The following is a 23,036-nucleotide window of genomic DNA, read 5'->3' on the forward strand; positions in this document are numbered from 1 at the left end:
CTAGAATATTTTACCGGGATTAAGTATTCCTTTAGGATCGAAAACGGCCTTTATACCTCTCATTAGATTGAGGTGAACCTCTGAATACTTGATATTCATAAATTCCCGCTGAACGGAGCCGATCCCATGCTCGCCAGATATTGTACCGCCCAGCGAGACTGTAAGTTCAAAGATCTCCCGGATGCCGTCCTTCAGTTTCGTGTTCCAATCTGCATCACTCATATTTCCCTTGATGATATTCACATGCAGGTTACCATCGCCAGCATGGCCGTAACATACGGAATCAAAACCGAAACGTGCACCTATCTGTTTTATTCCATAAATAAGTTTCGGCAATTCGGCACGGGGTACGACAGTATCCTCTTCCTTATAAATAGAGTTCGATTTGACCGATAGCGGCATCGTCCGCCTCATTCGCCACACTGCCTCCTTTTGGGCCGCCGTATCAGCAAGCAGAACGTCTGTGCACCCATGAGACTCGAGCACATCGTTAATCGTTTCGGCATCGCCCATTAACAGGCCCGGGTCATTGCCATCCAGCTCAATCATTAAAAATGCTTCAATGCCGGGTTTGAGGTCGAACTGGAAATGATCGTACTCCATTACCCATTCTACACCACATCTCTCCATAAATTCAAGCGTTGAAGGCACAACGCCCCGTACGAATATGGACGATACAGCCGCACAAGCCTGCTCGTTTGTACGAAATGAAGCCAACATGACAAGGCTGTGCATTGTCAGCGGTATTAACTTTAACACTATTTTTGTGATGATACCGAGCGTTCCCTCTGAACCGATCATCAACTGAGTAAGATTATATCCTGCAGCATATTTCAGTGTATTCGCCCCTGTCCAGAGAATTTCGCCATCGGGTAGCACCACTTCAAGATTTAATATATACTCCCTTATTGTGCCATATTTCACCACCCTTGGACCACCGCTTCCGTGAGCAATATTACCGCCTATAAAACAGGATCCTTTACTGGAAGGGTCTACAGGGTATTGCAATCCTTTTTCGGCGACTGCATTCATTAACTCCTCAGTAATTACCCCAGGCTCCAGAGTTGCCTGCAGGTTCCGTTCGTCAATTTCAATGATTTTATTGAACCTATCCAAGGATATAACAAGCCCCTCGTGCACGGCAAGAGCACCGCCACTTAATCCCGTACCTGCCCCGCGGGGAGTGACAGGAATCATATTTTCATTGCAGAGCTTCATGAGTGCCGAGATCTGAGAGGTATTCGCCGGCCTAACGACTGCTTGAGGGTAATAAACCAGGTCCTCCGTCTCGTCATGCGAGTACTTCTCTAACTGATCGCGGCTGGTGAGCAGGTTTTCTGCACCCACAATCTCTGACAAGCGTTCTAATACCGGTCCTGATATTCTATTGAATGACATCACTAACGGCTATAATTTACTTCAATTGCTGAATTTCTAACATCGCCTCCAAGAGGTGGATGCATTTTACGGATAAGCACCCGGATATTTTTAACCGCAAGAAACTCATGCCTTATTTCCGCGAGAATTGCATGAGCCACCGTTTCAAGTAACTTCCTGGGATTCTTCATTTCGGCAGCAACTATTTGAAACAGCCTTTCATAATTCACGGTATTGGATATTTCATCGTCTCCGGCCGAGAACACCTCCAGTTCTGTAACCACATCAACTATGAATTCGGTTCCCAGGACTTGCTCTTCGGGATAAAATCCGTGATATGCAAAGAATCGTATGCCCTCCAGGCTCACCTTTTGCTTGATCGTTCCCATAAAACAAAAATAAAGTATTTTGAGCAGAGTCTTCCCTTTCCTTATCTTGGGATGAATTAAATCTGAGATCATGAAACAAACCGTCTATATTTTAACAGTTATTCTATTATCAAGCCTAACTGCAAATGCACAGCGCCCCCAACCCAAAGACACCGAAGTATGGACACCTGTTCCCAAAGTCGTTGCTCCCCCGGCAAGCGCTGTATCTGCGCCTGCAGATGCGATTGTGTTGTTTGGCGGCAAGAATCTAGATGAATGGGTTTCGGTGAAAGATCAATCCCCTGCCCGGTGGACCGTTGCTGATAACATATTCACCGTGAAGAAAGGAACCGGAAATATCCAGACGAAAAGGTTATTTACTAATTACCAGTTACATATTGAGTGGAGAATACCCTCAGACATTAACGGCGAGGGACAGGGCCGTGGAAATAGCGGATTATTCCTGGCATCGACAGGCGGGGGAGACGACGGTTATGAATTACAGATCCTGGATTCATATAAAAACGCTACCTACAGCAATGGTCAGGCTGGCAGTATTTACAAACAATTTATCCCCCTCGTGAACGCTTCGAGAAAACCAGGCGAATGGCAGTCTTATGACGTAGTATGGACCGCGCCGCAATTTAACGATGACGGCTCGCTTAAATCAGCGGCAAGGCTAACGGCGTTCCACAACGGCATTCTCGTCCAAAACAATATAGCTCTAACGGGCGAAACCGTTTATATTGGCCCGCCTTCATACAAAAAGCATGGTCCAAGTCCCATTAAGCTGCAAGACCATGGCGACCCTAGTCCGGCAATCAGCTTTCGCAACATTTGGGTACGGGAGCTCTGATACCAAACCATTTCATTGCTGAAATGTTGATAGAATCTAAGGGTCTGAATTATGAGAGCGATCTGGAAAGGTTCAATAGGATTTGGTTTGGTAAATATTCCTGTGAAGTTATACTCGGCAGTACAGAACAGCACCCTCGATATGGACATGCTGGATGGCCGGGACCACTCGAGGATTAAGTTCCAGCGAATTAACGAGAAAACACGGAAGGAAGTACCTTACGAAAAGATCGTGAAGGGTTATGCTATAAATGATGATTACGTAATTCTGGATGATCAGGACTTTGAAGACGCCAGTCCCAAAAAATCCAAAATGATCGAATTGGAGAATTTCGTCAGTATGGATGAGATCAATCCAATCTATTATGAAACCTCCTACTATTCGGAACCGGAGACACAGGGCAGAAAGGCCTATGCCCTTTTGCATCAGGCCCTGACCAAATCCAAAAAGGCGGGTATAGGAAGATTTGTGCTACGTACCAGTGAAAATCTTTGTGTGCTGCATGCACTGGAGAAACTGATAGTTGTCAGCAAGATCCGTTTTGCTGAGGAGATCCGCTCGGCAGAAGAAATTTTAATACCCTCAGATATCAGCATTAACAAGAAGGAGCTTGATGTGGGTCTGGCATTAATCGACCAGTACACTTCCAAATTTAAGATAGATCAGTTCAAAGACGAGTACACAAGCGACCTGCTCAAGATCATCAAAGCAAAAGCAAAAGGCAAGCGGCCTTCAATTAAGAAGCTAAAACCCGAGAAAGCTTCAAGCGACGACCTGTATGCCCAACTTATGGAAAGCCTGAGTGCGCGTAAAGGCGCCTGATGCATGAGGCAGAAAATTTCAGCCGGGCACGCATGGCCAATTTGTAAGGTTAAGAATTTACATTTGTATTAACTAAATCACCCAAAACAAAGATGAAAGGTTTCGTTTTATTAAGTCTTTTTAGCACGTCGATATTCCTTATGAATGCCTGTGCTGTCAATCCCGTTACCGGGAAAAAGCAGATCGTTTTAATGTCTGAAGAGCAGGAAATTGCCATGGGAAAAGAATCAGACCCCCAGATAATTGCCCAGTATGGATTGTATGAGGATAAGGACCTTCAAGACTTCATCACTCAGAAAGGTAAGGCTATGGCGGCGGTATCTCACCGACCAAACCTTCAGTATGAGTTTAAAATTGTTGATTCGGATGTTGTAAATGCTTTTGCGGTTCCCGGAGGCTATGTTTATTTTACCAGGGGGATCATGGCACATTTTAATAATGAAGCCGAATTTGCAGGAGTGCTTGGCCATGAGATAGGTCATATCACTGCCAGGCATACGGTTTCTCAGCAAACAAAAGCGGTTCTCGGGCAAGTCGGCCTGATCGGGAGCATGATCCTGGTGCCGCAATTAGGTGAGTTTGCTGAACCTTTATCACAGGGTCTTGGAGTATTATTTTTGAAATTTGGCAGGGATGCTGAACGGCAGTCGGACGACCTGGGTGTTGAATATTCTTCCAGGATTGGCTATGATGCTCATGAAATGGCAGGTTTCTTTAATACGCTACAACGAAAAAGTGCAGGAACACAAGGCGGCGAGCTTCCCGACTTTCTTTCTACCCACCCCAACCCTGCAGACAGGAATGTTGCAGTTAACAACTTATCCATCGAATGGAAGAAAAAGTTAAATCTCACAAATCCGCAGATAAACAGGAATAGCTACCTGAAAAGGATCGATGGAATTATCTATGGCGAAGATCCTAAGGGTGGATACCTGGAAAGCAATGTATTCTACCATCCGGTATTAAAGCTCCAGTTCCCTGTACCGCAGAACTGGAACTACGAGAACACTCCGCAACGTGTGCAAATGGCTCCGAAAGATGGGAAAGCCTTAATGATGATGACTTTCGCACCAGGCAAAACACTGGACGAGGCCGCTAACTCGGTTGTACAGCAAAACAATCTTCAGGTAATTGAATCAGGCAGGGTTACTGTTAATGGCTTTAATGCTATTGCTATGACCGCGGATGTTAAGCCTCAACAACAAGGACAGGCATCTACAGCAAGAACCCTTACCTATCTGATCGAATATGGCGGCAACATTTATATGTTACTTGGCGCCTCGTCGCCTGCCGACTTCAACAATTACTCTCCGGCTTTCCTGCAAACGATGAGGAATTTCAGACAGCTGACCGACGCCCAGAAGATTAACAAGCTACCTGAGCGCGTCAGAATAAAGACCGTTAAGCAAACAGGCACCTTACGGCAAGCACTTGCCAACTATAAGGTTCCGGAGAAACGTATGGAAGAAACGTCTATATTGAATGGAATGAATTTAACAGACCAGGTTGCCCAAGGCTCACTTATCAAGGTACTGGAACAATAAACACAGACCACTGCTTATTGGCAGGCGCGTTCAGCGCACATAAAAAAGCTCAGCTATCCATTAACAGCTGAGCTTTTTGTATCCTGTGACGAGGGTTATTCCTTCTCGCTTTCTACCTTCTTTGTGTAGGTAACCCGGTCGGTAGTTCCTGCAGCAGACTTTGTGCTACTGCCACCGCGAACAAGTGCAACGATTATAATAATAAGCACGGCTGCACCTACTATCCATACCCATGGCTCAACTGTGGTGGTTTCTGTTGTAACAGAGCTGCTTGATCTGGTTGTTGTGGAAGTTGCGGTCGTATCCTGCGCATTGGCCATAAGCGTAGTTATGCTAAGGAACAATACTGCGTACAAATGTTTCAGGTTAATTTGTCTGTTTAGAGTTTTCATTGTTCGTTTGGTTAGTGATTAATAGTTATTAGCTGAACATCTATTTCAAAAAAATGTTTCCCTTCGTTTACATTCATATTCAATTATGAATTTTTTATCGCTTAATGCTTTTTATGCGATATATTTAAATCCTAAATGCCTCTCAAAAAAACCTTATACAATTTAACAGGAAGCTATTCTGACTTTTCGCTCGAGCACAGGATCTTCCATTCTTTCTGCATTGTCGCTATAATAACCCTGGCATATTGCATTCCCTTGAACTTCGCTTTGGACCTGCCTGTTTCAGCCTGGCTTTCCTTTGCGGGCATGCTGATTCAATGTCTTCTTTTTTACCTGTCGAGATACAGAAACAGGTCCAGGCTCAGCCTGATCCTCTCCCTGCTGATAATTCATGTGATCCTCATAGCTAATTATTATTATAACTCCGGGATCAGCGGACCATCTCTTTTACTTCTGCTTGCTGTTTTCTTCCTCGTAGCAGCGGTTTCTAAACCTGAATCGTACAAATACTGGCTGAGCCTTAACATCTTGATAGCCGTCGGTCTCCCCCTGTTCGAATACCTTAACCCTCCGGCAATTGAAATTGCATACGTAAGCAGGTTGTCCAGGTTTGGCGACATAGTGACAACCTATTGCCTCTGTGCGATGATCATATTAATCGGCCTGCACTACGTAAAACGCAACTACTACAGGTCGCAGGAGCTGTTGAAGGCAAAAGCGGAGGATCTGGAAAGGATCAATCAGACCAAGAACAAGATGTTCTCCATCGTATCGCATGATCTGCGTGCACCTATCGCATCTATCCAGAGCTACCTGGAGATCCTGACTGAGATGGACATAGATCATGAAGACAGCGAAAAAGTGAGGTGCAACCTGATGCAACTCACCCAGAATACCGACATGATGTTATCCAACCTGCTGATGTGGTCAAAGTCGCAGATGGAGGGTATAGTGATAAACAACAAATTGATAAACCTTGCCGAAGCGATAACTCCCGTGATCACTGTCTTCCAGCCTATCGCCGAACGTAAAGGCATTACGATGACCTATACCATAGACCCGGAAGCCATGTTGCTTGCTGATAAAAACATGCTTCAGCTTGTGATCCGTAATATATTGAGCAATGCCATCAAATTTACACATTCGGGAAATATGGTAAGCTTGGAGGCCAGACGCCATGATTCTGCCTGTGAAATTGTTATCAAAGATAATGGTGTCGGCATGGATGACAGAACTAAAGCAGCTGTGTTCAGTATCCGGGCCGAATCATCCTACGGTACAAATAATGAAAAAGGCGTGGGACTTGGGCTAAGCCTCAGTAAGGAATTTACCGAGCTGCAGAACGGAAAGATCAGGTTTGAAAGCACACCGGGCGCGGGGACTACTTTTTACATCATCATGCCCCTGTCCTAACCAGATACAGAACCTGTTATTTGCCTTTTTCTACTATTTCGACCTGCAGGATGTTCCCGGTGCCTTTATTCCCCTCGTTGGAGATATACATTTTACCATCCGGGCTAAACGCCAGCCCTTCCGGCTGAGAAAAGTCGCCGCCCTTAAGCTTATGCAGAGACAGCATCGCTCCTTTCTGATTCATTACCAGCAGCTTGGGCTTCGTACCTTCCAGGATGTAAATATCGCCGGTTTGCGGATGTATGTCTATGTCAGACGGGCTGATAGCATCTTTTGACTTTCCAGTATTTACTTCATTAAAGATCGGGTCGTTAAGCATTATCTTATAAACGGGCTGCGCAGACATGGTCTTGCTTCTTAAGTCGAAAGCATAAATTCCTTTATAATCATCGCTGCGCTTGTCGCGTGCCTTAACCGCTATCAGCAGCCTGTTGTTTTTTTTATCGAATGCGAGGCTCTCGCTATCTTCTTTCTTCGTTAACAGAGTTTTATACTGCCTTACTTTAGGCTTGGCGGCCGTAAAGTTGCTGATCTCGAAAATTACTCCATCCGCCCTTAAAACGTACATGGCATTACCAGCCACGGCAACGCCTTCATAGTCGCCGGTAGGACCAAATGGAATTCCTTTTTCTATCTTATTCAACCTGGTATTGAAGATGAATACTTTTCCAAGTTCATCCTGCACACAGGCAAAGCGGTCGCGGTCAAACCAGCTTATACCGGAAACCTCGAGCAATTCATCAGGCAGCAGCCAGCTAGTCAGAACCCTGACCTTAACATCATCATCCACACCCAATAATCCAATCTGATCCTCCTTATCGCCTTTCTTCTCTTTCTTATCCCGATCGTTAAAGTTGCTGAACTTAACCGCAACTGCCAGAGCTATGGGAATCACGATCAACGCAATAATTTTAATAGGTGTCTTATCTCTCATTCTGTTAACATTAGTTCAAATTATTTTACCCTGGACCATACCTGGGTTTTACCAATAAGGCTAATTCCCTTGAATGCCCGGATCTCAAGCTGGCCATTCCCGCTAAGGGAAAGTTTGCAACTGTACTTCTTACCTGACCTGGGATCGTACACGGTTCCGCCCTCCCATTCGCCATTATCACTATATGTGAAATCACTGAGCACTTCAAGCCCTTTAATCGGTTGCGACTTTAACGCCTCTGACGGATTATTTATATCCGTTTTAGGTTTCCCTGATTCATCCTTTTCATCCTTTAGCCAGACGATCCTGCCGTTGTAGCTTTCGCCTTCTTTGAAGACCTGGATCCTTCCGCTGCCGTGCTCACTTTGCCAGATACCCAATATAACGTCTGCAGACTGTGCGTAGGAATAACTTCCACGAGCAAAAATGGTCAGTAGTGTAAATATAATTTTAAATTTCATGGTTGATATAGTTAATTGCCGACCCCTCCCGAGCGCGGGCAAAAGCGGCGTTGGGCTGTTTATACAAAAACAATGCCGGGCAAATTAACTATCTCTATGAACCACCCTTAACCGGGTAACAGGGCGTCAGCCCTTGGGAGGGAATGGAGGCAAAGTCATCCAGTGGGTGAAGTCCTCAAGCGACACTTTATCATTAGCTACCACGAACTTGTGATATTTTTCACTGTAGTATCCAAAGTAAATCTGTCCGCCGTCAAACAAGAGCACATCTTTTGCCTGTTCAGGTAATTCGTCTTTTACTAATTTCCAAACCATATGTAAATATATAAACTATTTTGGGCTTTCAGTATAATGGGCTGTGAGCTTTGAGCTGTGAGCTATGGGCGGTCAGCTTTGGGTTGTGGGCTTTGGGCGTGTATAGAACAAATTCCGCTCGGTTTATTTGATTATCAATAGGTTAAGCACCTACAAAAGAGATAAATTCTTTGGATATCTCATACTTTAAGTCTAAATTTCTGTAACTAAACTCTTAACCACAAACGCATGAACACAAAAACTTTAATTAGCGGGATCGTAGCAGGAATTGTTACTTTCTTCGTGGGGTATCTGATCTACGGGATCATCATGGCCGATTATTTCATGTCTTCCATGCCTTCTTACCCCGGACTGACCAAAGAGCCTATGGAAATCTGGGCTATTGGTGTGGGAAACCTGATCTGGGGTATCCTGCTGGCCTGGAGCCTGAATGCTGCCGGCGCAATAACTGCGTCTAAAGGCGCTGTCTATGCAGCCACCGCATTCTTCCTCTACACCCTTGGGTCGGGCTTTATCGTATACGGCCAGATGAATATGTACACCATCCAGGGGATCTTCGTAGAAGGCCTGTGCACTGCAATCATGATGGGTATTGGCGGTGCTGCCGCGGGATGGATGCTGGGGAGAGGGCAGAAAAGCTGAAGGAACTGAAAGCTGAAAACTGAGAGCTTCAACTTTCAGTTTTCAGTTTCACCTATTTACGCGTCACAACCTCTGATGGCAGATCATCATCAGCATCTCCAAACTCGAAAGATGCTACCGGCACATCTGCATTTACGGCCTTAATGAATTGTAGACGGTAAGGTACATCACTTTCCGGTTCTCCATAAACGAAAGGCGCTAGAGGCACGATCATCTTAATGCTTACTTCTTCTTCCGGCGATCCCCATTCGAAAGGTGCTGCCGGAACTAAAGCGTTCTTAGCTTTCAGGTTACTTAACCACAACGGAGCAGTGGCTTCAGGTTCTCCCCAGGTAAATGGTGCCACCGCAACCGCTGTCGATTTTTCTTTGCTTTTTACCTTATCGTCGGCTGATGCGTTTAATGATAAAGCCAGAAGCAGTACTGTCGAAAGAGTGTATAAAGTTTTCATAATTGTATGTTTTTATTTTCTGTTTGTTTGATTTGTTGATCAAAAGTACCATTGAATTCAAGGCCGGCCTATCCTTAATTGGCAGGGTGAGGGAAGTATTCGGTGAAAGCAGGGATTTGTTCGGTAAAAGCGGAGAGCGGAAAGACACATCGCTCCCAGCTCATTGCTCAAAGCTCATTGCCCGTTATCCTAATTTTACTAGTTTTGAAAAAACGATTCCTTATGTCACTTGAAACTCAAAAGCAGAATGATATACACCGGTCGGCAAAGAAGGACCTGTATGAGGCGCCTGATTACTACCTGATCGATGAATTACTGAGTGATGAACATAAATTAATCCGCGACAGCGTCAGGAACTGGGTAAAAAAAGAAGTAAGTCCTATCATAGAAGACGCCGCTCAAAAAGCGCAGTTCCCTAAGCAGCTTATTCCCGGGCTGGCTGATATAGGTGCTTTCGGGCCTACCATCCCTGCCGAGTACGGCGGCGCGGGCCTCGACTATATCGCTTACGGCCTGATCATGCAGGAAATAGAACGCGGCGATTCAGGCATCCGCTCGACAGCATCGGTCCAAGGCTCCCTGGTCATGTATCCTATATATGCCTATGGCTCTGAGGAACAGAAGAAGAAATACCTGCCTAAACTTGCTGCGGGCGAGATGATCGGCTGCTTCGGACTGACCGAGCCGGATCATGGCTCCGATCCGGGAAGCATGATCACCAATATCAAGGATAAGGGCGATCACTATTTGCTAAACGGTGCCAAGATGTGGATCTCCAATTCGCCCTTTGCAGATATTGCCATTGTATGGGCAAAGAACGAGGAAGGCGTTATTAAAGGCCTGATCGTTGAAAAGGGAATGGAAGGCTTCTCAGCGCCGGAGATCCATGGAAAGTGGAGCTTAAGGGCTTCTGCCAGCGGTGAACTGGTATTCGATAATGTTAAAGTACCTAAGGAAAACCTGCTGCCAAATGCCTCGGGCTTAAAAGGCCCGCTGGGATGCCTTAACCAGGCACGTTATGGAATAGCCTGGGGAGCGCTGGGTGCCGCTATGGACTGCTATGACACTGCACTGCGTTATTCAAAAGAACGTAAGCAGTTCGGCCGCCCTATAGGGGGCTTCCAGCTGCAGCAAAAGAAGCTTGCCGAGATGATCACCGAGATCACCAAGGGGCAATTACTGGTATGGCGCCTGGGGGTTCTTAAGAATGAGAACCGGGCCACGCCAGCGCAGATCTCCATGGCCAAACGTAACAGCGTGGAGACCGCCATGAACATAGCACGCGAAGCACGCCAGATGCTAGGTGGGATGGGTATAACCGGCGAATACCCGGTAATGCGCCACATGATGAACTTAGAGTCGGTTGTTACCTACGAAGGAACGCATGATATTCACCTGCTGATCACGGGAATGGATGTTACGGGGATCAGTTCTTTTGAATAGCTATTTGGATCAGGAGCCAAGAATCAAGAGTTACTAGTGTCCGGTTAAAGATTTTACTTTTCGACCCCCGAAGGCGGTCGCATATTTATAGTACTCGATATTTCCGACAAATCGACCCCGAAGGTGGTCGCATGTGGAGTTTTCAAACACATACGACCACGACTTCTTATTTACACCCTCTTAAAGACAGGCCCTAAAGACCTCACAAAGTTATTCGACAGCCTCCACAACGCGGACCAGCGACAGGTACGATTCCGGTCTTAATTCTTTGCTCCTGAATCTTGGTTCTTGTCTCCCGCCTCTTTGCTCCTCACAACTCCTGGTCCTTTTTATTTTTGTGTTCTTTAAGGTAAGCGGAGATGGCGGCGTTGTAAACCCGACGCCCGGGCTCAAGGCTTGCCTGGAAAGCGGCTTTCTTTTCCGGGTCGCTGATAATTGAGCGGGCATAGGCAATAGCATCGGCAAACAAACCCTGCTCCGTCTTCTGGGATTCCGTAAATTTCACCTTGCTCATATCCGGGTATCGCGATATATAGGTCTTACCCCCATAATTCTTGAGCACCAGTTGCTGATTCAACTGACCGCTGGTACCCTTCATTAACAGATTAGTCTTAAAACGTGCCATAATAGATGATCTAATATCAAGGAAACCATTAAGCCATAGCTAAGGATGCCCCATCCTACGTTTATCCTACGTTTATCTTACGATTATCCTACGTTTATCCTACGTTCGATCATTAGCTAAGCGAGTGCTTCGGATATACTAATCCAATACATCTGAAGGCTAACGAATTAGATCTAATATAACGGCCTGAAGCGAGATTTACAAGAAATTTAAGGGAGAAAAAACGTGCATCAGAGGTCAGCTTCACTGATGATACACAAGACGATAGCTACGAAAGGTTCCAGCTTTCGCTGGATCCGATAGCTATCGGATGACACGCCTCCATAAGGTAATTATGGAGATTCCGGCCAGCCTGCGGTAGGTAGGCCTTCGCCCGGAATCTGAATTCTATTCTGAATACTCCGACCCCACAATATCCCTCAAATTATACCCCGACGCCATCACTTCCCCGTAAGCCCCCGCCGTACGGATGGCAATGAGATCGCCACGCTTTGAAAGGGGCAGCTCTACTTCCTTGCCCAGCCAGTCTGTGCTTTCGCAGATAGGTCCTACCACGTCGTATTTAACGAGGTCGCCGCTGGCATCAGCGCTGATATTCTCTATTTTATGGTATGCCTGGTACAGCGCCGGGCGCATCAGCTCGGTCATGCCCGCATCCAGGATAAGGAAATTCTTTTTCAGGCCGTTCTTGACATACAATACGCGGCTGATGAGATTGCCGCTTTGCGCCACAAGGGCCCTGCCAAGCTCGAAATGCACTTCCTGTCCGGGTTTACGCTCCAGGAACTTATCGAACACCTCGAAATAACTCGCGAAATCATTCACAGCCGAACCTTCCGGATCCTGATAATTAACTCCAAAGCCACCGCCCACGTTCAGGATCTGCAGCTGAAAACCATGGTCTTCGAACCACTGGCTTAGCTCATTAGCTCTTACACACAAACTGCGGAAGATCTCCAGGTTGGTGATCTGCGAACCGATATGAAAATGGATACCGATGAGCTTAAGGTTGGCCGATCTTCTCAGCTCTTCAGCGCAGGCCTTCAACTCCCACTGGTTTACACCGAACTTATTCTCCTCCAGTCCGGTAGTAATATAATGGTGGGTATGAGCATCCACGTTAGGGTTGATCCTGATAGCCACCCTGGCAATTTTACCGCGTTCGGCAGCGAGGCCGTTGATCACACCTAACTCCTGGACCGATTCGACATTAAAGCAATAAATATCATTATCCAGCGCCTGAATGATCTCTCTGTCTGATTTTCCCACGCCGGCAAACACCACTTTCTCGGGTGCAAACCCGATCTCGATGGCCTTTTTAACCTCATTACCGCTTACGCAGTCGGCACCAAAACCCACAGCCTGGATAGCCTGCAGTACGCGCTCGTTAAAATTGGCCTTAAAGGCATAGTGCACGTGGAAACCATACTTATCTGCGGCCGATTTGCACGACTGCAGTGTCTCACCAAGCAGCGCCAGGTCATAGTAATAAAACGGTGTTTCCAGATCCTGGAAACGCGCTAATGTGTTGTTATCAAACATATACAAAGATCTGCCAGCGGGGCTGAAGAATGTTATTCAAATAAACGGTTGTGCAATGAACGGAGAGCCTCTACCTTATGCTTATCGTCAAGCAATAAAGAGATATTATAGCTGCTTCCGCCGTAGGATATCATCCTGATCGGGATGTGCTTCAGCGCTTCGAACACACGGGCAGCGTACCCATGCTTATCCGCACCAAAATCGCCCACAACACATACGATGGTTTGGCTATTATCCACTTCCACTGACCCGAAGCTGTTCAACTCCTGCAGGATATCGTCCAGGTTGCGTGTCTCGTCGATAGTAACCGATACCGCCACCTCCGAAGTGGTGATCATATCTATCGGGGTTTTATATCGCTCAAAGACCTCAAATACACGCCGCAGAAATCCATAGGCAAGCAGCATACGGCTCGATTGTATCTTAATGGCCGTAATTCCATCCTTTGCAGCAATAGACTTGATCTTACCGCGTTCGCTATCATTGGTAATAAGCGTGCCGTGCGCTTCAGGTTCCATGGTGTTCAGCAAACGAACAGGAACCTTGTACTTCTGTGCCGGGAACACACTCTGCGGGTGCAGGATCTTTGCACCAAAGTAAGCCAGCTCGGCTGCTTCGTCGAACGACAGCTGCGCGATCGGTTTAGTGCCCTTTACGATCCGCGGGTCATTGTTATGCATCCCGTCAATGTCAGTCCAGATCTGAACCTCATCGGCGCCGATGGCCGCACCGATCAGTGAAGCGGTATAATCGCTTCCCCCGCGGCGCAGGTTATCTACCTCGCCAAAAGAATTCCGGCAGATATAACCCTGGGTGATGAAGAACGTCTCAGTAGGATCCTCATCGATCAGCGGCTTAAGGTGCTCGGTAATATATTCTACCACAGGCTCGTTATCTTCATCTATCTTCATAAAATCGAGTGCAGGAAGCAAGCGCGACCTCACCCCAATCTCTTTCAGGTAAATGTGATACAGGGTAGTCGAGATCAGTTCGCCCTGCGCCAGGATGATCTTCTCCTCGATAGTTGTAAAATGTTCATTGGCAAAAGAGGAAATGAGGCCAAAATGATAGTCGATCAGGTTTTTGCCATCCTCCAGGCCTTCCGGCGTAGAGAACAGTTCCTTTATAAAAACCTCATACTTGTCGTTAAGCGCCCTGGTTAGATCTGCCGCCTTCTGTTTATCTCCTGCAAGATAAGCCTGCGCTATCTCCAATAAGCTGTTTGTAGTACCCGAAACAGCAGATAACACAACGATCTGCTTCTCTTTCGGTTTAATAATGTCTAATAGTTTTTTAATCCTTTCGGGGCTTCCTACAGATGTTCCTCCGAACTTTAGTACCTTCATTTAATGTTCAATTTTAGATTGCAGCAAATGATTTCTATACTTGTGCAATGAGCTGCTAAAAATAGGAAAAAGTAGCTTAATTTTTGCCCTTGATCCAATTTAATTGCAACAATCAGGCAGATCCAGGGCTGTGTACCTATAACACTAACAGCAGTTTAAACGAATTCTTATGCAAACACTGGAACCTACAGTTTCAAACAAGATAGATCTATGGCTTAATGGCAGCTATGATCCCGACACAAAAGCTAGCATACAGTCGCTGATCGACGCTCAGTCTCACGTCGAGTTAACAGACTCGTTTTACCGCGACCTCGAGTTTGGCACCGGGGGCTTACGCGGAACAATGGGGCCCGGAACTAACCGTGTGAATAAGTATACCATTGGCGCAGCTACCCAGGGACTGTGTAATTACCTGTTGAAGAAGTATCCTGGTGAGGAGATTAAGGTTGCTGTTGCGCACGACAGCCGGAACTTGTCTGATTACCTGGCCAAGGTTACCGCCGAGGTGTTCTCGGCCAATGGTATCCACGTCTATTTTTTTAAGGAGCTGAGGCCTACGCCTGAGCTTTCATTTGCAATCCGGCAGTTGGGCTGCAAAAGCGGGGTAATGCTCACCGCTTCGCACAATCCCAAAGAATATAATGGTTACAAGGCCTACGGGGCAGATGGCGGGCAGTTCACTTCTCCCGACGACCGCATGGTGATGGACGAGGTTGCCGCTGTTGGCAGCATTGATAATGTGAAATTCGAGCGGGTAGATGCCAATATCGAATTGATCGGCGAAGATATAGACCGGCTTTACCTGGATAAGATCACAGAGCTTTCGGTGTCGCAGGATGCGATAAAACGCCAGCATGATCTTAAAATAGTTTATTCGCCGATCCATGGGACAGGCATCACGCTGGTGCCTAAAGCGCTGAAACAGTTCGGCTTTACGAATGTGGCCATCGTAGAGGAACAGGCTACGCCCGACGGTAATTTCCCAACAGTGGTTTACCCCAACCCGGAGGAGAAAGAAGCCCTGACACTGGCGCTTGCCAAGGCAGCTGAAATTGACGCCGACCTGGTTCTTGCCACCGACCCCGATGCCGATCGTGTGGGTATCGCTGTTAAGAATGACAAGGGCGAATTTATTCTTCTTAACGGCAACCAGACCGGCAGCCTGCTGATCAATTATATGCTGAGCGTGTGGGAGGAACAAGGCAAGCTGACCGGCAATGAATACATTGTTTCGACGATCGTAACCACCCCGCTTATCATTGATATAGCAAGATCTAAGAACGTAGAATTCTTTGAAACGCTGACGGGTTTTAAGTGGATTGGGGCTATCATGACGAAACTGCAGGGTAAGAAGACCTTTATTGCCGGCGGGGAAGAGAGTTACGGCTACCTGGTGGGCGACCTGGTGCGGGATAAGGACGCGGTGGTTTCGTGTGCCTTTATTGCCGAGATGACCGCCTATTATAAAGATAAGGGAAGCAGCCTTTACGAAGCGATGCTCAATATGTACCAGGAATACGGGTTCTATAAAGAAAAACTCGTGTCTATTACCATGAAGGGTAAATCCGGAGCAGAAGAGATCAAGGCCATGATGCAGCGGTTCAGAACAAATACTCCGGCAACGCTGGGAGGCTCGCGGGTAGTGGCCCTCAAGGATTACGAACTTGGAAAGCAGACTGATGTGCTCACCGGAACTTCTCAGGTTCTTGATTATCCCAAATCAGATGTCCTGCAGTTCATCACCGAAGATGGCTGCATTATATCCGCGCGCCCGTCGGGAACTGAGCCCAAGATCAAATTCTATTGCAGTGTGAAGACAGACCTGAACGACAAGAATGAGTTCGAAGTCAAAAATAGAATGCAGGACGAGAAAATAGACAAAATTATGGCAGATCTGACTGCCTGATGTAAGGTAATTGCCCGCTAAGCGAGTATATTTGCGGGTATGAAATATCTATTATTATTTGCTACTGCTATATGCTTCCTTCAAGCCTGTTCTAATAAGACTGAAAGTAAACTTCCCATATTAGGAGAGCGCGCACCGGTTGAAAAAATAGTTGATGGCAAGACCGTAGTGGATACAATCTACCAAACTATCGCCCCATTCGCATACCTGAATCAGGACAGCGTGGTTATTAGCGATAAGGACTTTGAGAATAAGATCTACGTGACGGACTTCTTCTTTACAGCCTGTAATACCATTTGCCCGGTAATGCACCGGAACATGATGGAGGTATACAAACAGTATAAGGACAATCCACACGTTAAGATACTCTCACACTCCATCGACGTGAAGTATGATGTGCCGTCGCGCCTGAAGGCTTATGCCGATAAGCTTGGGGTAGAAAGCGATAAATGGGCCTTCGTTCATGGCTCCCGTGATTCCATTTTTAATGTTGCTGCAAAAAGCTACCTGGTAGCGGCCTACGAGGATGCCAGCGATAAACAAGGGCTGGTACACCAGGGCTGGTTTGTTTTGGTCGATACAAAAAAACGGCTTCGCGGGGCATACGACGGTACTAAGCCCGACCAGGTAAAGCTGATGATGGCTGATATGGAGAAACTTCTTAAGGAAGAGAACCTGAATGAGAAATAGGATCATCTATATCCTGATGACCATCACGGCCGGAGCGGCCCTTTTTCAGTCGTGCAGCAGTGAGCAGCAGCTTGATTACCAACGTTATTTTGTGAATGGCAAGGGTATTTACGAGAAGAACTGCCAGAACTGCCACGGTGCGAACGGCGAGGGACTCGGCAAGTTATACCCTCCCCTTACAGATACGCTGAGCCTTACTAAAAACAAACCTGCTCTTGCTTGCATAATCAGGAACGGCCGTAATGAGATGCCAGCAAATCCGGCCCTGGCCGAAATTGATATCGCACAGGTGATTGTCTACATCACCAATTCGTTTGGGAATAAGCAGGGATTTTATGATCAGGAACGAGTTAAGGGGGATATGGAGGGGTGTAAGTGATCCGGACTTGGAGTTCCAGCTTACGCTGAATGACATCGCGCACCAATTGTCATTCCCGCGAAAGCGGGAACACTTTCCCCGTTGTGGTTAACAAACCGATTTGTATTTTTGCAGCTCAATAAAAACACATGGCTAAGCGTACACGGATTAAAGATCTTTTAAACACTACAGAGTTTGGGCAACAGGTAACTGTTATGGGCTGGGTTAAAACCTTCAGGAATAACCAATTTATTTCTATCAATGATGGTTCCAGCATCAATAATATCCAGGCTGTGGTTGATTTTAATTCGACAGACGAAAGTCTTCTTAAGCGGCTCTCTACCGGAGCTGCTGTATCTGTAAGCGGCGAACTGGTGGCTTCCATGGGCAAGGGGCAAAGAGTAGAGATCAAGGTTAGCGGACTGGAGATCCTGGGCGACAGCGATGCTGATAAGTTCCCCCTCCAGCCTAAGAAGCATAGCCTTGAGTTCTTGCGTGAGATAGCGCATCTGCGTTTTCGCACAAATACATTTAACGCCGTATTTAAAGTAAGACATGCACTGGCTTATGCCGTTCACAAGTTCTTTAATGATAGGGGTTTCGTTTATATGCATACCCCGATCATCACCGCTTCGGACGCGGAGGGCGCCGGTGAGATGTTCCGGGTTTCTACTATCGACCCGGATAACATCCCGAGGAATGAAGACGGCAGCATAAACTATAAGGAAGATTTCTTTGGTAAAGCTACCAACCTGACTGTTTCCGGGCAGCTTGAGGGTGAGCTTGCTGCAATGGCTTTCGGCGATATATATACTTTCGGGCCGACGTTCAGGGCAGAGAACTCAAACACTACCCGTCACCTGGCCGAGTTCTGGATGATAGAGCCCGAAATGGCTTTCTATGATCTGAAAGACAATATGGACCTGGCGGAAGAATTGTTAAAATACCTGATCCGCTATGCGATTGACAATTGTTCTGACGAGTTAGAGTTCCTGAGCACACGCCTGCAGGAGGAAGAGAAACAAAAACCGCAGAACGAACGTTCGGAGTTCGACCTCCTGGCTAAGCTCAATTTCTGTCTTGACAATGACTTTGAGCGCCTGACCTACACGGAAGCGATCAATATACTGCGGAACTCGAAGCCTAACCAGAAGAAGCAATTCAAATACCTTATTGAAGGCTGGGGTTCCGACCTGCAGTCGGAACATGAGCGTTACCTTGTTGAGAAACACTTTAAGAAACCGGTTATATTAACTGATTACCCTGCCGGGATCAAATCTTTTTATATGCGCATGAACGAGCCGGATGCTGAAGGTCGCCAGACGGTAGCTGCTATGGATATTCTTTTCCCCGGCATTGGTGAGATCGTCGGCGGATCACAGCGTGAGGAGCGCCTGGACAAATTGGAGGGCCGCATGGCAGACCTCCATATCCCTGCTGAAGAGATGTCGTGGTACCTGGATACCCGCCGTTTCGGTACTGCGCCGCATGCTGGCTTCGGGCTCGGGTTCGAACGCCTGGTGCTGTTTGTTACTGGTATGACGAATATCAGGGATGTGATCCCGTTCCCGAGGACTCCGAAGAATGCGGAGTTTTAAATGAGGTATTAGGGTTTAGGTATTAGGATTTGACGTAACAACCGAATGAATGTATAAATCCTAATACCTACTGCTAGATATCATCTGGCTTAAACCCAATTCGTTTGCGGGGGACATTGCCCTGTTTACTTTTATTAATTAATTCATCCAAATAGCCGAATACGACCTCCATATTCCTGTCATTATGATCGAGCTTGTTTTTGATCTTTGCTATTTCAGCTAGTAACTCTGCATTATTAACCAGCAGATTACGCATCCGTGTAAAAATTCGCATGATCTGAATATTCACACTAACAGCCCTTTCACTGTTAAGAACACTTGATAGCATCAAGACACCATGTTCTGTAAATACATAAGGAAGATATTTACGACCGCCCCTCTTTGAGGTCACATTTTGTGACCTCAAACTAATCCATTCTGTTTCATCGAGCTGGAACATGAAATCGTTTGGAAACCTTTTACTATTACGTGATACAGCCTGATTTAACGCTTTGGTCTCCACACCGTAGAGCTCAGCCAGATCGCTGTCAAGCATAACTTTATGATCTCTGAGGTAGTATATCTTGCTTAATACAATTTCGTCAGGTACTACTAGTTCCATTTTGATACGATTAGCCTGTCATTCTTATATATGGGAAAGCTAATTGTATTTTTCTCAACCCGCTGACCTCGCTTTAATTTGTATCTAACTAGTTAGCATCCGGTTAGATCGTCCCCAGCAACTCCTGCAAATCAAGCGCCTCCGTTACCATCATCAAATTCCCGTCTGAGTCAACCGGCCACTCCTCCTTCGGCCTGTCCCAATAAAGTTCCACGCCGTTTCCGTCGGGATCATCCATATACAAAGCTTCTGAAACACCATGATCAGACGCGCCTGTGAGGGGATAGCCGGCATCCAGCAGCTGTTTCAAAACCAGGGCAAGGTCTCTCCTTTCAGGATATAAAATAGCCGTATGGAACAAACCGGGGGCGTGTTTGGGTGCCGGAGCTGCATCCTTTGAGTACCATGTATTTAATCCGATATGATGATGATAGCCGCCGGCTGAGATAAAGACAGCCTGGCTGCCATAACGCTGCGTGATCTCAAACCCCAGGATGCCCTGGTAGAAGGAAAGCGAGCGCTCAATATCTGAAACCTTCAGATGTACGTGCCCTATGCGGGTCGAATCAGGAATTTTGTAGGTCATGCCTTTTTATATTTATTTGAACAAGTCGCCCTGTCTGCTGTTGTCCCAGCAGAAGTTAATTTAGTACTTTTAATCATGCTTATCAAGATCTACCCTGAGAACCCGAATGAGAAAAGCCTTCAGCAGGTGGTTGAAGTCCTCAGAAAAGGCGGTGTAATTATCTACCCTACCGATACGGTTTATGGACTGGGCTGCGACATCACCAATCAGAAAGCTATTGAACGGATTTGCAGGATACGTGGCATCAAACCCGAAAAAGCGAACTTTTCTTTTATCTGTTATGACCTCCGGCATATCTCAGATTATACCAAACCCATAGATAACGAAACCTACCGCATCCTGAAGAAGGCGTTGCCCGGCCCCTTTACGTTTATCTTTAACGCGAGCAAGAACGTACCTAAACTTCTGAGTTCAAATAAAAAGACGGTGGGTATCCGGGTGCCGGACAATAACATTGCCCGCTGCATCGTGGAGATGCTGGGTAATCCAATCATGTCTACCTCCATCCATGATGATGATGAGATCATCGAGTATTCTACAGACCCGGAGCTGATTCATGAGAAATATGAAAGCCTGGTCGACCTCGTTATTGACGGTGGCTATGGCGATAATCAGCCGTCCACCGTTGTTGACTGCAGTGAAGGTGCTTTCGAGATCATCCGCCAGGGAAAGGGCGACCTGGAGCTGTATCTTTAAGTTGTACGTGATACGTTTTAGCGTATCAAATATGAAGCAATATTTGATTTGTCGGCTTAAAGTGTATTTTTACAGCCAATGGCAAATCGTTTTAACCTAAAGGCATTTCAGGATTTCTTAAGATCCGGACAAATCGGGGGAGTGATCCTTCTTTTATGTGTAATTATCTCTTTAATTATAGCGAACTCGGCAGCGGGTGAATCGTTTCAGAACTTCCTGGATACCCAGATCGGGTTTAGTAACAGTACTCTTAGTCTGCGGTACCCGGTAATCCTCTGGATTAACGATGCCCTGATGGCTGTATTCTTCCTCCTGGTAGGATTAGAGATCAAACGGGAAATAATTGAAGGAGAGCTGTCATCACCACGAAAGGCAGCGATGCCTATATTCGCAGCCCTTGGAGGGATGTTGTTTCCTGCCGGGATCTATGCCGTTTTAAACCTTAATGGCTCCACGTCGGCCGGATGGGGAATCCCAATGGCAACAGATATTGCTTTTGCTCTGTGCGTTATTTCTTTGCTGGGCAAGAGCGTGCCCGCCTCTCTCAAAATATTCCTTGCTGCCCTGGCTATCGCTGATGACCTTGGGGCGATATTGGTGATCGCGGTGTTCTACACTAACGAACTGCACTGGAGCCAGCTCGCCTATTCTGCAGGCATCCTAGCATTACTTATTGCTATGAACCGGGCGGGTGTAACGAGGCTCATATTTTACATTATTCCGGGACTATTCTTGTGGTATTTTGTCCATCATTCAGGCATTCATGCCACTATTTCGGGAGTCCTGCTTGCCCTTACCATTCCGACGAATACAACGGCCAGTGAGTCCCCTCTGGAGAAGCTGGAACATCTCATAGCCCGGCCGGTTAACTTTTTTATCATGCCCATATTTGCCCTGGCGAATACAAATATCCGGTTTGAAAGCGCCATGCTGGACGGCTTAACCAGTCCATTAGGACTGGGTATTATCTGCGGCTTGATGATAGGAAAACCGCTGGGCGTAACTTTATTCTCCTGGCTGTCGGTTAGACTGGGCATGGCTTCTCTGCCTTCCGGAGCGGGGTGGAAGCATATTATAGGACTGGGAATGCTTGCCGGGATCGGATTTACAATGTCTATTTTTATAGCACTGTTGTCTTTCGCAGATCCTCTTTATCAAACTGAGGCAAAGTTTGCTATTCTGACAGCTTCTGTTGCCGCGGGTATACTGGGATTCGTTTACCTGAAAAGCTTAAGCGGAGCTAAGAAATAGGAAACCGGGATGACCGGTAGTTGCCGACTCTTACCTAAGCTCTTATTCCCTTCAAAAATTGCCCTACGTTTTCCAGGGCCTTATCTGTTGCGAGAAACTTCACGAAGGCGCTTCCGACAATAGCGCCTCGGGTATACTCGGCGGCTTTGTTAAAGCTCTTCTGATCAGATATACCAAATCCTATCATTGTAGGGTTTTTCAGGTTCATGTCTTTGATTCTCTTGAAATAGGCGTCAGCCTCATTTGACACTTTCAGGTCCTTGCCCGTAGTCGATGATGAGGACAGCAGGTAAATAAACCCGCTGCTGAGTTCGTCAATTTTCCTGATCCTTTCCTCAGAGGTTTGCGGGGTGACCAGGAAGATGTTACTTAGATTGTTTTCAAGGAAACAGCTCTTATATAAGTTTTCGTACTCATACATAGGGAGGTCAGGAACGATCACGCCATCCACGCCTACGTCGGCTGCCTTATTACAGAAATTTTCAATTCCGTACTGAAGAACAGGGTTTACGTAGCCCATTAACAGGATAGGTATAGAAACCCGCTTCCTGAGATCCTTTAACTGATCAAATAGTATGGACAACGTCATTCCATTATCCAGGGCGTGCTGTGAACTTGCCTGAATTACAGGGCCATCGGCAACCGGATCAGAGTAAGGAAAACCTATCTCTATAAAATCGGCACCACCCTTTTCCAGCGCTTCGGCTATATCCAGTGTACTGTCAAGGTTCGGATATCCGGCAGTATAGTAAATTGATAATATGGGTTCTTTCTTATTCTTAAAGAGTTCGTTAAGTCTGTTCATTCTGATTTGACTGG

The 23,036-nt window shown here is 46.5% G+C and carries 25 protein-coding genes; 12 read left to right on the forward strand and 13 right to left on the reverse strand.

The features are described 5' to 3' along the window. Both P2W76_RS10355 and folB read right to left on the reverse strand, forming a co-directional pair. A complete protein-coding gene (locus P2W76_RS10355; protein WP_276347750.1) occupies positions 1–1,398 on the reverse strand; it encodes an FAD-linked oxidase C-terminal domain-containing protein in 1,398 nt (465 codons plus the stop codon). Positions 1,399–1,400: 2 nt separating this feature from the next. Beyond that, the gene (gene folB / locus P2W76_RS10360) at positions 1,401–1,766 is read right to left on the reverse strand and encodes a dihydroneopterin aldolase (protein WP_276347751.1); all 366 of its coding nucleotides are present in this window, start codon (positions 1,764–1,766) and stop codon (positions 1,401–1,403) included. A gap of 70 nt (positions 1,767–1,836) precedes the next feature. Here folB and P2W76_RS10365 point away from each other — a divergent pair, with 70 nt between their 5' ends. The 3 genes from P2W76_RS10365 (at position 1,837) to P2W76_RS10375 (ending at position 4,967) form a co-directional block, all read left to right on the forward strand. After that, the gene (locus P2W76_RS10365) at positions 1,837–2,601 is read left to right on the forward strand and encodes a DUF1080 domain-containing protein (RefSeq protein ID WP_276347752.1); all 765 of its coding nucleotides are present in this window, start codon (positions 1,837–1,839) and stop codon (positions 2,599–2,601) included. Positions 2,602–2,652: 51 nt separating this feature from the next. Further along, complete coding sequence (locus tag P2W76_RS10370) at positions 2,653–3,423, forward strand: Ku protein (RefSeq protein WP_276347753.1); 771 nt, start codon at positions 2,653–2,655, stop codon at positions 3,421–3,423. A 92-nt stretch (positions 3,424–3,515) separates the two neighbouring features. Beyond that, the gene (locus tag P2W76_RS10375) at positions 3,516–4,967 is read left to right on the forward strand and encodes a M48 family metalloprotease (protein WP_276347754.1); all 1,452 of its coding nucleotides are present in this window, start codon (positions 3,516–3,518) and stop codon (positions 4,965–4,967) included. 95 nt (positions 4,968–5,062) lie between these two features. On the opposite strand, the gene P2W76_RS10380 is transcribed toward P2W76_RS10375, so the two are convergent. Further along, the gene (locus P2W76_RS10380) at positions 5,063–5,359 is read right to left on the reverse strand and encodes a hypothetical protein (RefSeq protein WP_276347755.1); all 297 of its coding nucleotides are present in this window, start codon (positions 5,357–5,359) and stop codon (positions 5,063–5,065) included. A gap of 135 nt (positions 5,360–5,494) precedes the next feature. On the opposite strand from P2W76_RS10380, the gene P2W76_RS10385 reads away from it, so the two are divergent. Next, positions 5,495–6,772: a HAMP domain-containing sensor histidine kinase gene (locus P2W76_RS10385; protein WP_276347756.1), complete on the forward strand. Its 1,278-nt coding sequence runs from the start codon at positions 5,495–5,497 to the stop codon at positions 6,770–6,772. A 16-nt stretch (positions 6,773–6,788) separates the two neighbouring features. Here P2W76_RS10385 and P2W76_RS10390 read toward each other — a convergent pair whose 3' ends face one another. From P2W76_RS10390 to P2W76_RS10400, 3 genes are all read right to left on the reverse strand, one after another. Further along, the gene (locus P2W76_RS10390) at positions 6,789–7,706 is read right to left on the reverse strand and encodes an SdiA-regulated domain-containing protein (RefSeq protein WP_276347757.1); all 918 of its coding nucleotides are present in this window, start codon (positions 7,704–7,706) and stop codon (positions 6,789–6,791) included. 20 nt (positions 7,707–7,726) lie between these two features. Then, entirely contained in the window at positions 7,727–8,167 is a 441-nt protein-coding gene (locus P2W76_RS10395; protein ID WP_276347758.1) for a DUF2147 domain-containing protein, read from the reverse strand. 126 nt (positions 8,168–8,293) lie between these two features. Continuing rightward, positions 8,294–8,482: a DUF551 domain-containing protein gene (locus P2W76_RS10400; RefSeq protein ID WP_276347759.1), complete on the reverse strand. Its 189-nt coding sequence runs from the start codon at positions 8,480–8,482 to the stop codon at positions 8,294–8,296. A 228-nt stretch (positions 8,483–8,710) separates the two neighbouring features. Here P2W76_RS10400 and P2W76_RS10405 point away from each other — a divergent pair, with 228 nt between their 5' ends. Next, positions 8,711–9,124, forward strand: coding sequence for a hypothetical protein (locus P2W76_RS10405; RefSeq protein ID WP_276347760.1), 414 nt, complete (start codon positions 8,711–8,713; stop codon positions 9,122–9,124). 52 nt (positions 9,125–9,176) lie between these two features. On the opposite strand, the gene P2W76_RS10410 is transcribed toward P2W76_RS10405, so the two are convergent. Continuing rightward, positions 9,177–9,575: a hypothetical protein gene (locus P2W76_RS10410; RefSeq protein WP_276347761.1), complete on the reverse strand. Its 399-nt coding sequence runs from the start codon at positions 9,573–9,575 to the stop codon at positions 9,177–9,179. A gap of 222 nt (positions 9,576–9,797) precedes the next feature. Here P2W76_RS10410 and P2W76_RS10415 point away from each other — a divergent pair, with 222 nt between their 5' ends. Further along, positions 9,798–11,018 carry an acyl-CoA dehydrogenase family protein gene (locus tag P2W76_RS10415; protein WP_276347762.1) on the forward strand — a complete coding sequence of 407 codons (1,221 nt, stop codon included), beginning with the start codon at positions 9,798–9,800 and terminating at the stop codon, positions 11,016–11,018. Between the two features lie 310 nt (positions 11,019–11,328). On the opposite strand, the gene P2W76_RS10420 is transcribed toward P2W76_RS10415, so the two are convergent. The 3 genes from P2W76_RS10420 to P2W76_RS10430 all read right to left on the reverse strand — a co-directional run bounded on the left by P2W76_RS10420 (position 11,329) and on the right by P2W76_RS10430 (position 14,531). Continuing rightward, positions 11,329–11,643 (reverse strand): hypothetical protein, encoded by a 315-nt coding sequence (locus P2W76_RS10420; protein ID WP_276347763.1) that lies wholly within the window; start codon positions 11,641–11,643, stop codon positions 11,329–11,331. Positions 11,644–12,030: 387 nt separating this feature from the next. Then, complete coding sequence (gene lysA / locus P2W76_RS10425; protein ID WP_276347764.1) at positions 12,031–13,185, reverse strand: diaminopimelate decarboxylase; 1,155 nt, start codon at positions 13,183–13,185, stop codon at positions 12,031–12,033. Positions 13,186–13,217: 32 nt separating this feature from the next. Then, on the reverse strand, positions 13,218–14,531 hold the full coding sequence (locus P2W76_RS10430; protein WP_276347765.1) for an aspartate kinase: 1,314 nt from the start codon (positions 14,529–14,531) through the stop codon (positions 13,218–13,220). A gap of 169 nt (positions 14,532–14,700) precedes the next feature. Here P2W76_RS10430 and P2W76_RS10435 point away from each other — a divergent pair, with 169 nt between their 5' ends. The 4 genes from P2W76_RS10435 to asnS all read left to right on the forward strand — a co-directional run bounded on the left by P2W76_RS10435 (position 14,701) and on the right by asnS (position 19,083). Next, entirely contained in the window at positions 14,701–16,437 is a 1,737-nt protein-coding gene (locus tag P2W76_RS10435) for a phospho-sugar mutase (protein ID WP_276347766.1), read from the forward strand. A 39-nt stretch (positions 16,438–16,476) separates the two neighbouring features. After that, entirely contained in the window at positions 16,477–17,127 is a 651-nt protein-coding gene (locus P2W76_RS10440) for an SCO family protein (protein ID WP_276347767.1), read from the forward strand. Then, positions 17,117–17,506, forward strand: coding sequence for a cytochrome c (locus tag P2W76_RS10445; protein WP_276347768.1), 390 nt, complete (start codon positions 17,117–17,119; stop codon positions 17,504–17,506). Before P2W76_RS10440 ends, P2W76_RS10445 begins: the two co-directional genes overlap by 11 nt. Positions 17,507–17,634: 128 nt before the next feature. Beyond that, the gene (asnS, locus tag P2W76_RS10450) at positions 17,635–19,083 is read left to right on the forward strand and encodes an asparagine--tRNA ligase (protein ID WP_276347769.1); all 1,449 of its coding nucleotides are present in this window, start codon (positions 17,635–17,637) and stop codon (positions 19,081–19,083) included. 73 nt (positions 19,084–19,156) lie between these two features. Here asnS and P2W76_RS10455 read toward each other — a convergent pair whose 3' ends face one another. Continuing rightward, positions 19,157–19,684 (reverse strand): ORF6N domain-containing protein, encoded by a 528-nt coding sequence (locus P2W76_RS10455; RefSeq protein WP_276347770.1) that lies wholly within the window; start codon positions 19,682–19,684, stop codon positions 19,157–19,159. A 103-nt stretch (positions 19,685–19,787) separates the two neighbouring features. After that, positions 19,788–20,270, reverse strand: coding sequence for a VOC family protein (locus P2W76_RS10460; RefSeq protein ID WP_276347771.1), 483 nt, complete (start codon positions 20,268–20,270; stop codon positions 19,788–19,790). A gap of 75 nt (positions 20,271–20,345) precedes the next feature. On the opposite strand from P2W76_RS10460, the gene P2W76_RS10465 reads away from it, so the two are divergent. Both P2W76_RS10465 and nhaA read left to right on the forward strand, forming a co-directional pair. Further along, complete coding sequence (locus tag P2W76_RS10465; RefSeq protein WP_276347772.1) at positions 20,346–20,966, forward strand: L-threonylcarbamoyladenylate synthase; 621 nt, start codon at positions 20,346–20,348, stop codon at positions 20,964–20,966. Between the two features lie 78 nt (positions 20,967–21,044). Beyond that, positions 21,045–22,217: a Na+/H+ antiporter NhaA gene (gene nhaA, locus P2W76_RS10470; RefSeq protein WP_276347773.1), complete on the forward strand. Its 1,173-nt coding sequence runs from the start codon at positions 21,045–21,047 to the stop codon at positions 22,215–22,217. 34 nt (positions 22,218–22,251) lie between these two features. On the opposite strand, the gene trpA is transcribed toward nhaA, so the two are convergent. Continuing rightward, positions 22,252–23,022 (reverse strand): tryptophan synthase subunit alpha, encoded by a 771-nt coding sequence (gene trpA / locus P2W76_RS10475; protein WP_276347774.1) that lies wholly within the window; start codon positions 23,020–23,022, stop codon positions 22,252–22,254. Between the last annotated feature and the right edge of the window lie 14 nt (positions 23,023–23,036).

Origin of the sequence: Daejeonella sp. JGW-45, from assembly GCF_029360805.1 — a bacterium.
Taxonomy (GTDB): Bacteria; Bacteroidota; Bacteroidia; order Sphingobacteriales; family Sphingobacteriaceae; genus Daejeonella.

Coding starts and splice junctions, on each gene's coding strand:
- P2W76_RS10395 (WP_276347758.1), bottom strand. CDS start 8,167: ATGAAATTTAAAATTATATTTACACTACTGACCATTTTTGCTCGTGGA.
- P2W76_RS10380 (WP_276347755.1), bottom strand. CDS start 5,359: ATGAAAACTCTAAACAGACAAATTAACCTGAAACATTTGTACGCAGTA.
- P2W76_RS10435 (WP_276347766.1), top strand. CDS start 14,701: ATGCAAACACTGGAACCTACAGTTTCAAACAAGATAGATCTATGGCTT.
- P2W76_RS10455 (WP_276347770.1), bottom strand. CDS start 19,684: ATGGAACTAGTAGTACCTGACGAAATTGTATTAAGCAAGATATACTAC.
- folB (WP_276347751.1), bottom strand. CDS start 1,766: ATGGGAACGATCAAGCAAAAGGTGAGCCTGGAGGGCATACGATTCTTT.
- P2W76_RS10415 (WP_276347762.1), top strand. CDS start 9,798: ATGTCACTTGAAACTCAAAAGCAGAATGATATACACCGGTCGGCAAAG.
- nhaA (WP_276347773.1), top strand. CDS start 21,045: ATGGCAAATCGTTTTAACCTAAAGGCATTTCAGGATTTCTTAAGATCC.
- asnS (WP_276347769.1), top strand. CDS start 17,635: ATGGCTAAGCGTACACGGATTAAAGATCTTTTAAACACTACAGAGTTT.
- P2W76_RS10430 (WP_276347765.1), bottom strand. CDS start 14,531: ATGAAGGTACTAAAGTTCGGAGGAACATCTGTAGGAAGCCCCGAAAGG.
- P2W76_RS10365 (WP_276347752.1), top strand. CDS start 1,837: ATGAAACAAACCGTCTATATTTTAACAGTTATTCTATTATCAAGCCTA.
- P2W76_RS10400 (WP_276347759.1), bottom strand. CDS start 8,482: ATGGTTTGGAAATTAGTAAAAGACGAATTACCTGAACAGGCAAAAGAT.
- P2W76_RS10440 (WP_276347767.1), top strand. CDS start 16,477: ATGAAATATCTATTATTATTTGCTACTGCTATATGCTTCCTTCAAGCC.
- lysA (WP_276347764.1), bottom strand. CDS start 13,185: ATGTTTGATAACAACACATTAGCGCGTTTCCAGGATCTGGAAACACCG.
- P2W76_RS10410 (WP_276347761.1), bottom strand. CDS start 9,575: ATGAAAACTTTATACACTCTTTCGACAGTACTGCTTCTGGCTTTATCA.
- P2W76_RS10405 (WP_276347760.1), top strand. CDS start 8,711: ATGAACACAAAAACTTTAATTAGCGGGATCGTAGCAGGAATTGTTACT.
- P2W76_RS10445 (WP_276347768.1), top strand. CDS start 17,117: ATGAGAAATAGGATCATCTATATCCTGATGACCATCACGGCCGGAGCG.
- P2W76_RS10420 (WP_276347763.1), bottom strand. CDS start 11,643: ATGGCACGTTTTAAGACTAATCTGTTAATGAAGGGTACCAGCGGTCAG.
- P2W76_RS10465 (WP_276347772.1), top strand. CDS start 20,346: ATGCTTATCAAGATCTACCCTGAGAACCCGAATGAGAAAAGCCTTCAG.
- P2W76_RS10375 (WP_276347754.1), top strand. CDS start 3,516: ATGAAAGGTTTCGTTTTATTAAGTCTTTTTAGCACGTCGATATTCCTT.
- P2W76_RS10355 (WP_276347750.1), bottom strand. CDS start 1,398: ATGTCATTCAATAGAATATCAGGACCGGTATTAGAACGCTTGTCAGAG.
- trpA (WP_276347774.1), bottom strand. CDS start 23,022: ATGAACAGACTTAACGAACTCTTTAAGAATAAGAAAGAACCCATATTA.
- P2W76_RS10370 (WP_276347753.1), top strand. CDS start 2,653: ATGAGAGCGATCTGGAAAGGTTCAATAGGATTTGGTTTGGTAAATATT.
- P2W76_RS10385 (WP_276347756.1), top strand. CDS start 5,495: ATGCCTCTCAAAAAAACCTTATACAATTTAACAGGAAGCTATTCTGAC.
- P2W76_RS10390 (WP_276347757.1), bottom strand. CDS start 7,706: ATGAGAGATAAGACACCTATTAAAATTATTGCGTTGATCGTGATTCCC.
- P2W76_RS10460 (WP_276347771.1), bottom strand. CDS start 20,270: ATGACCTACAAAATTCCTGATTCGACCCGCATAGGGCACGTACATCTG.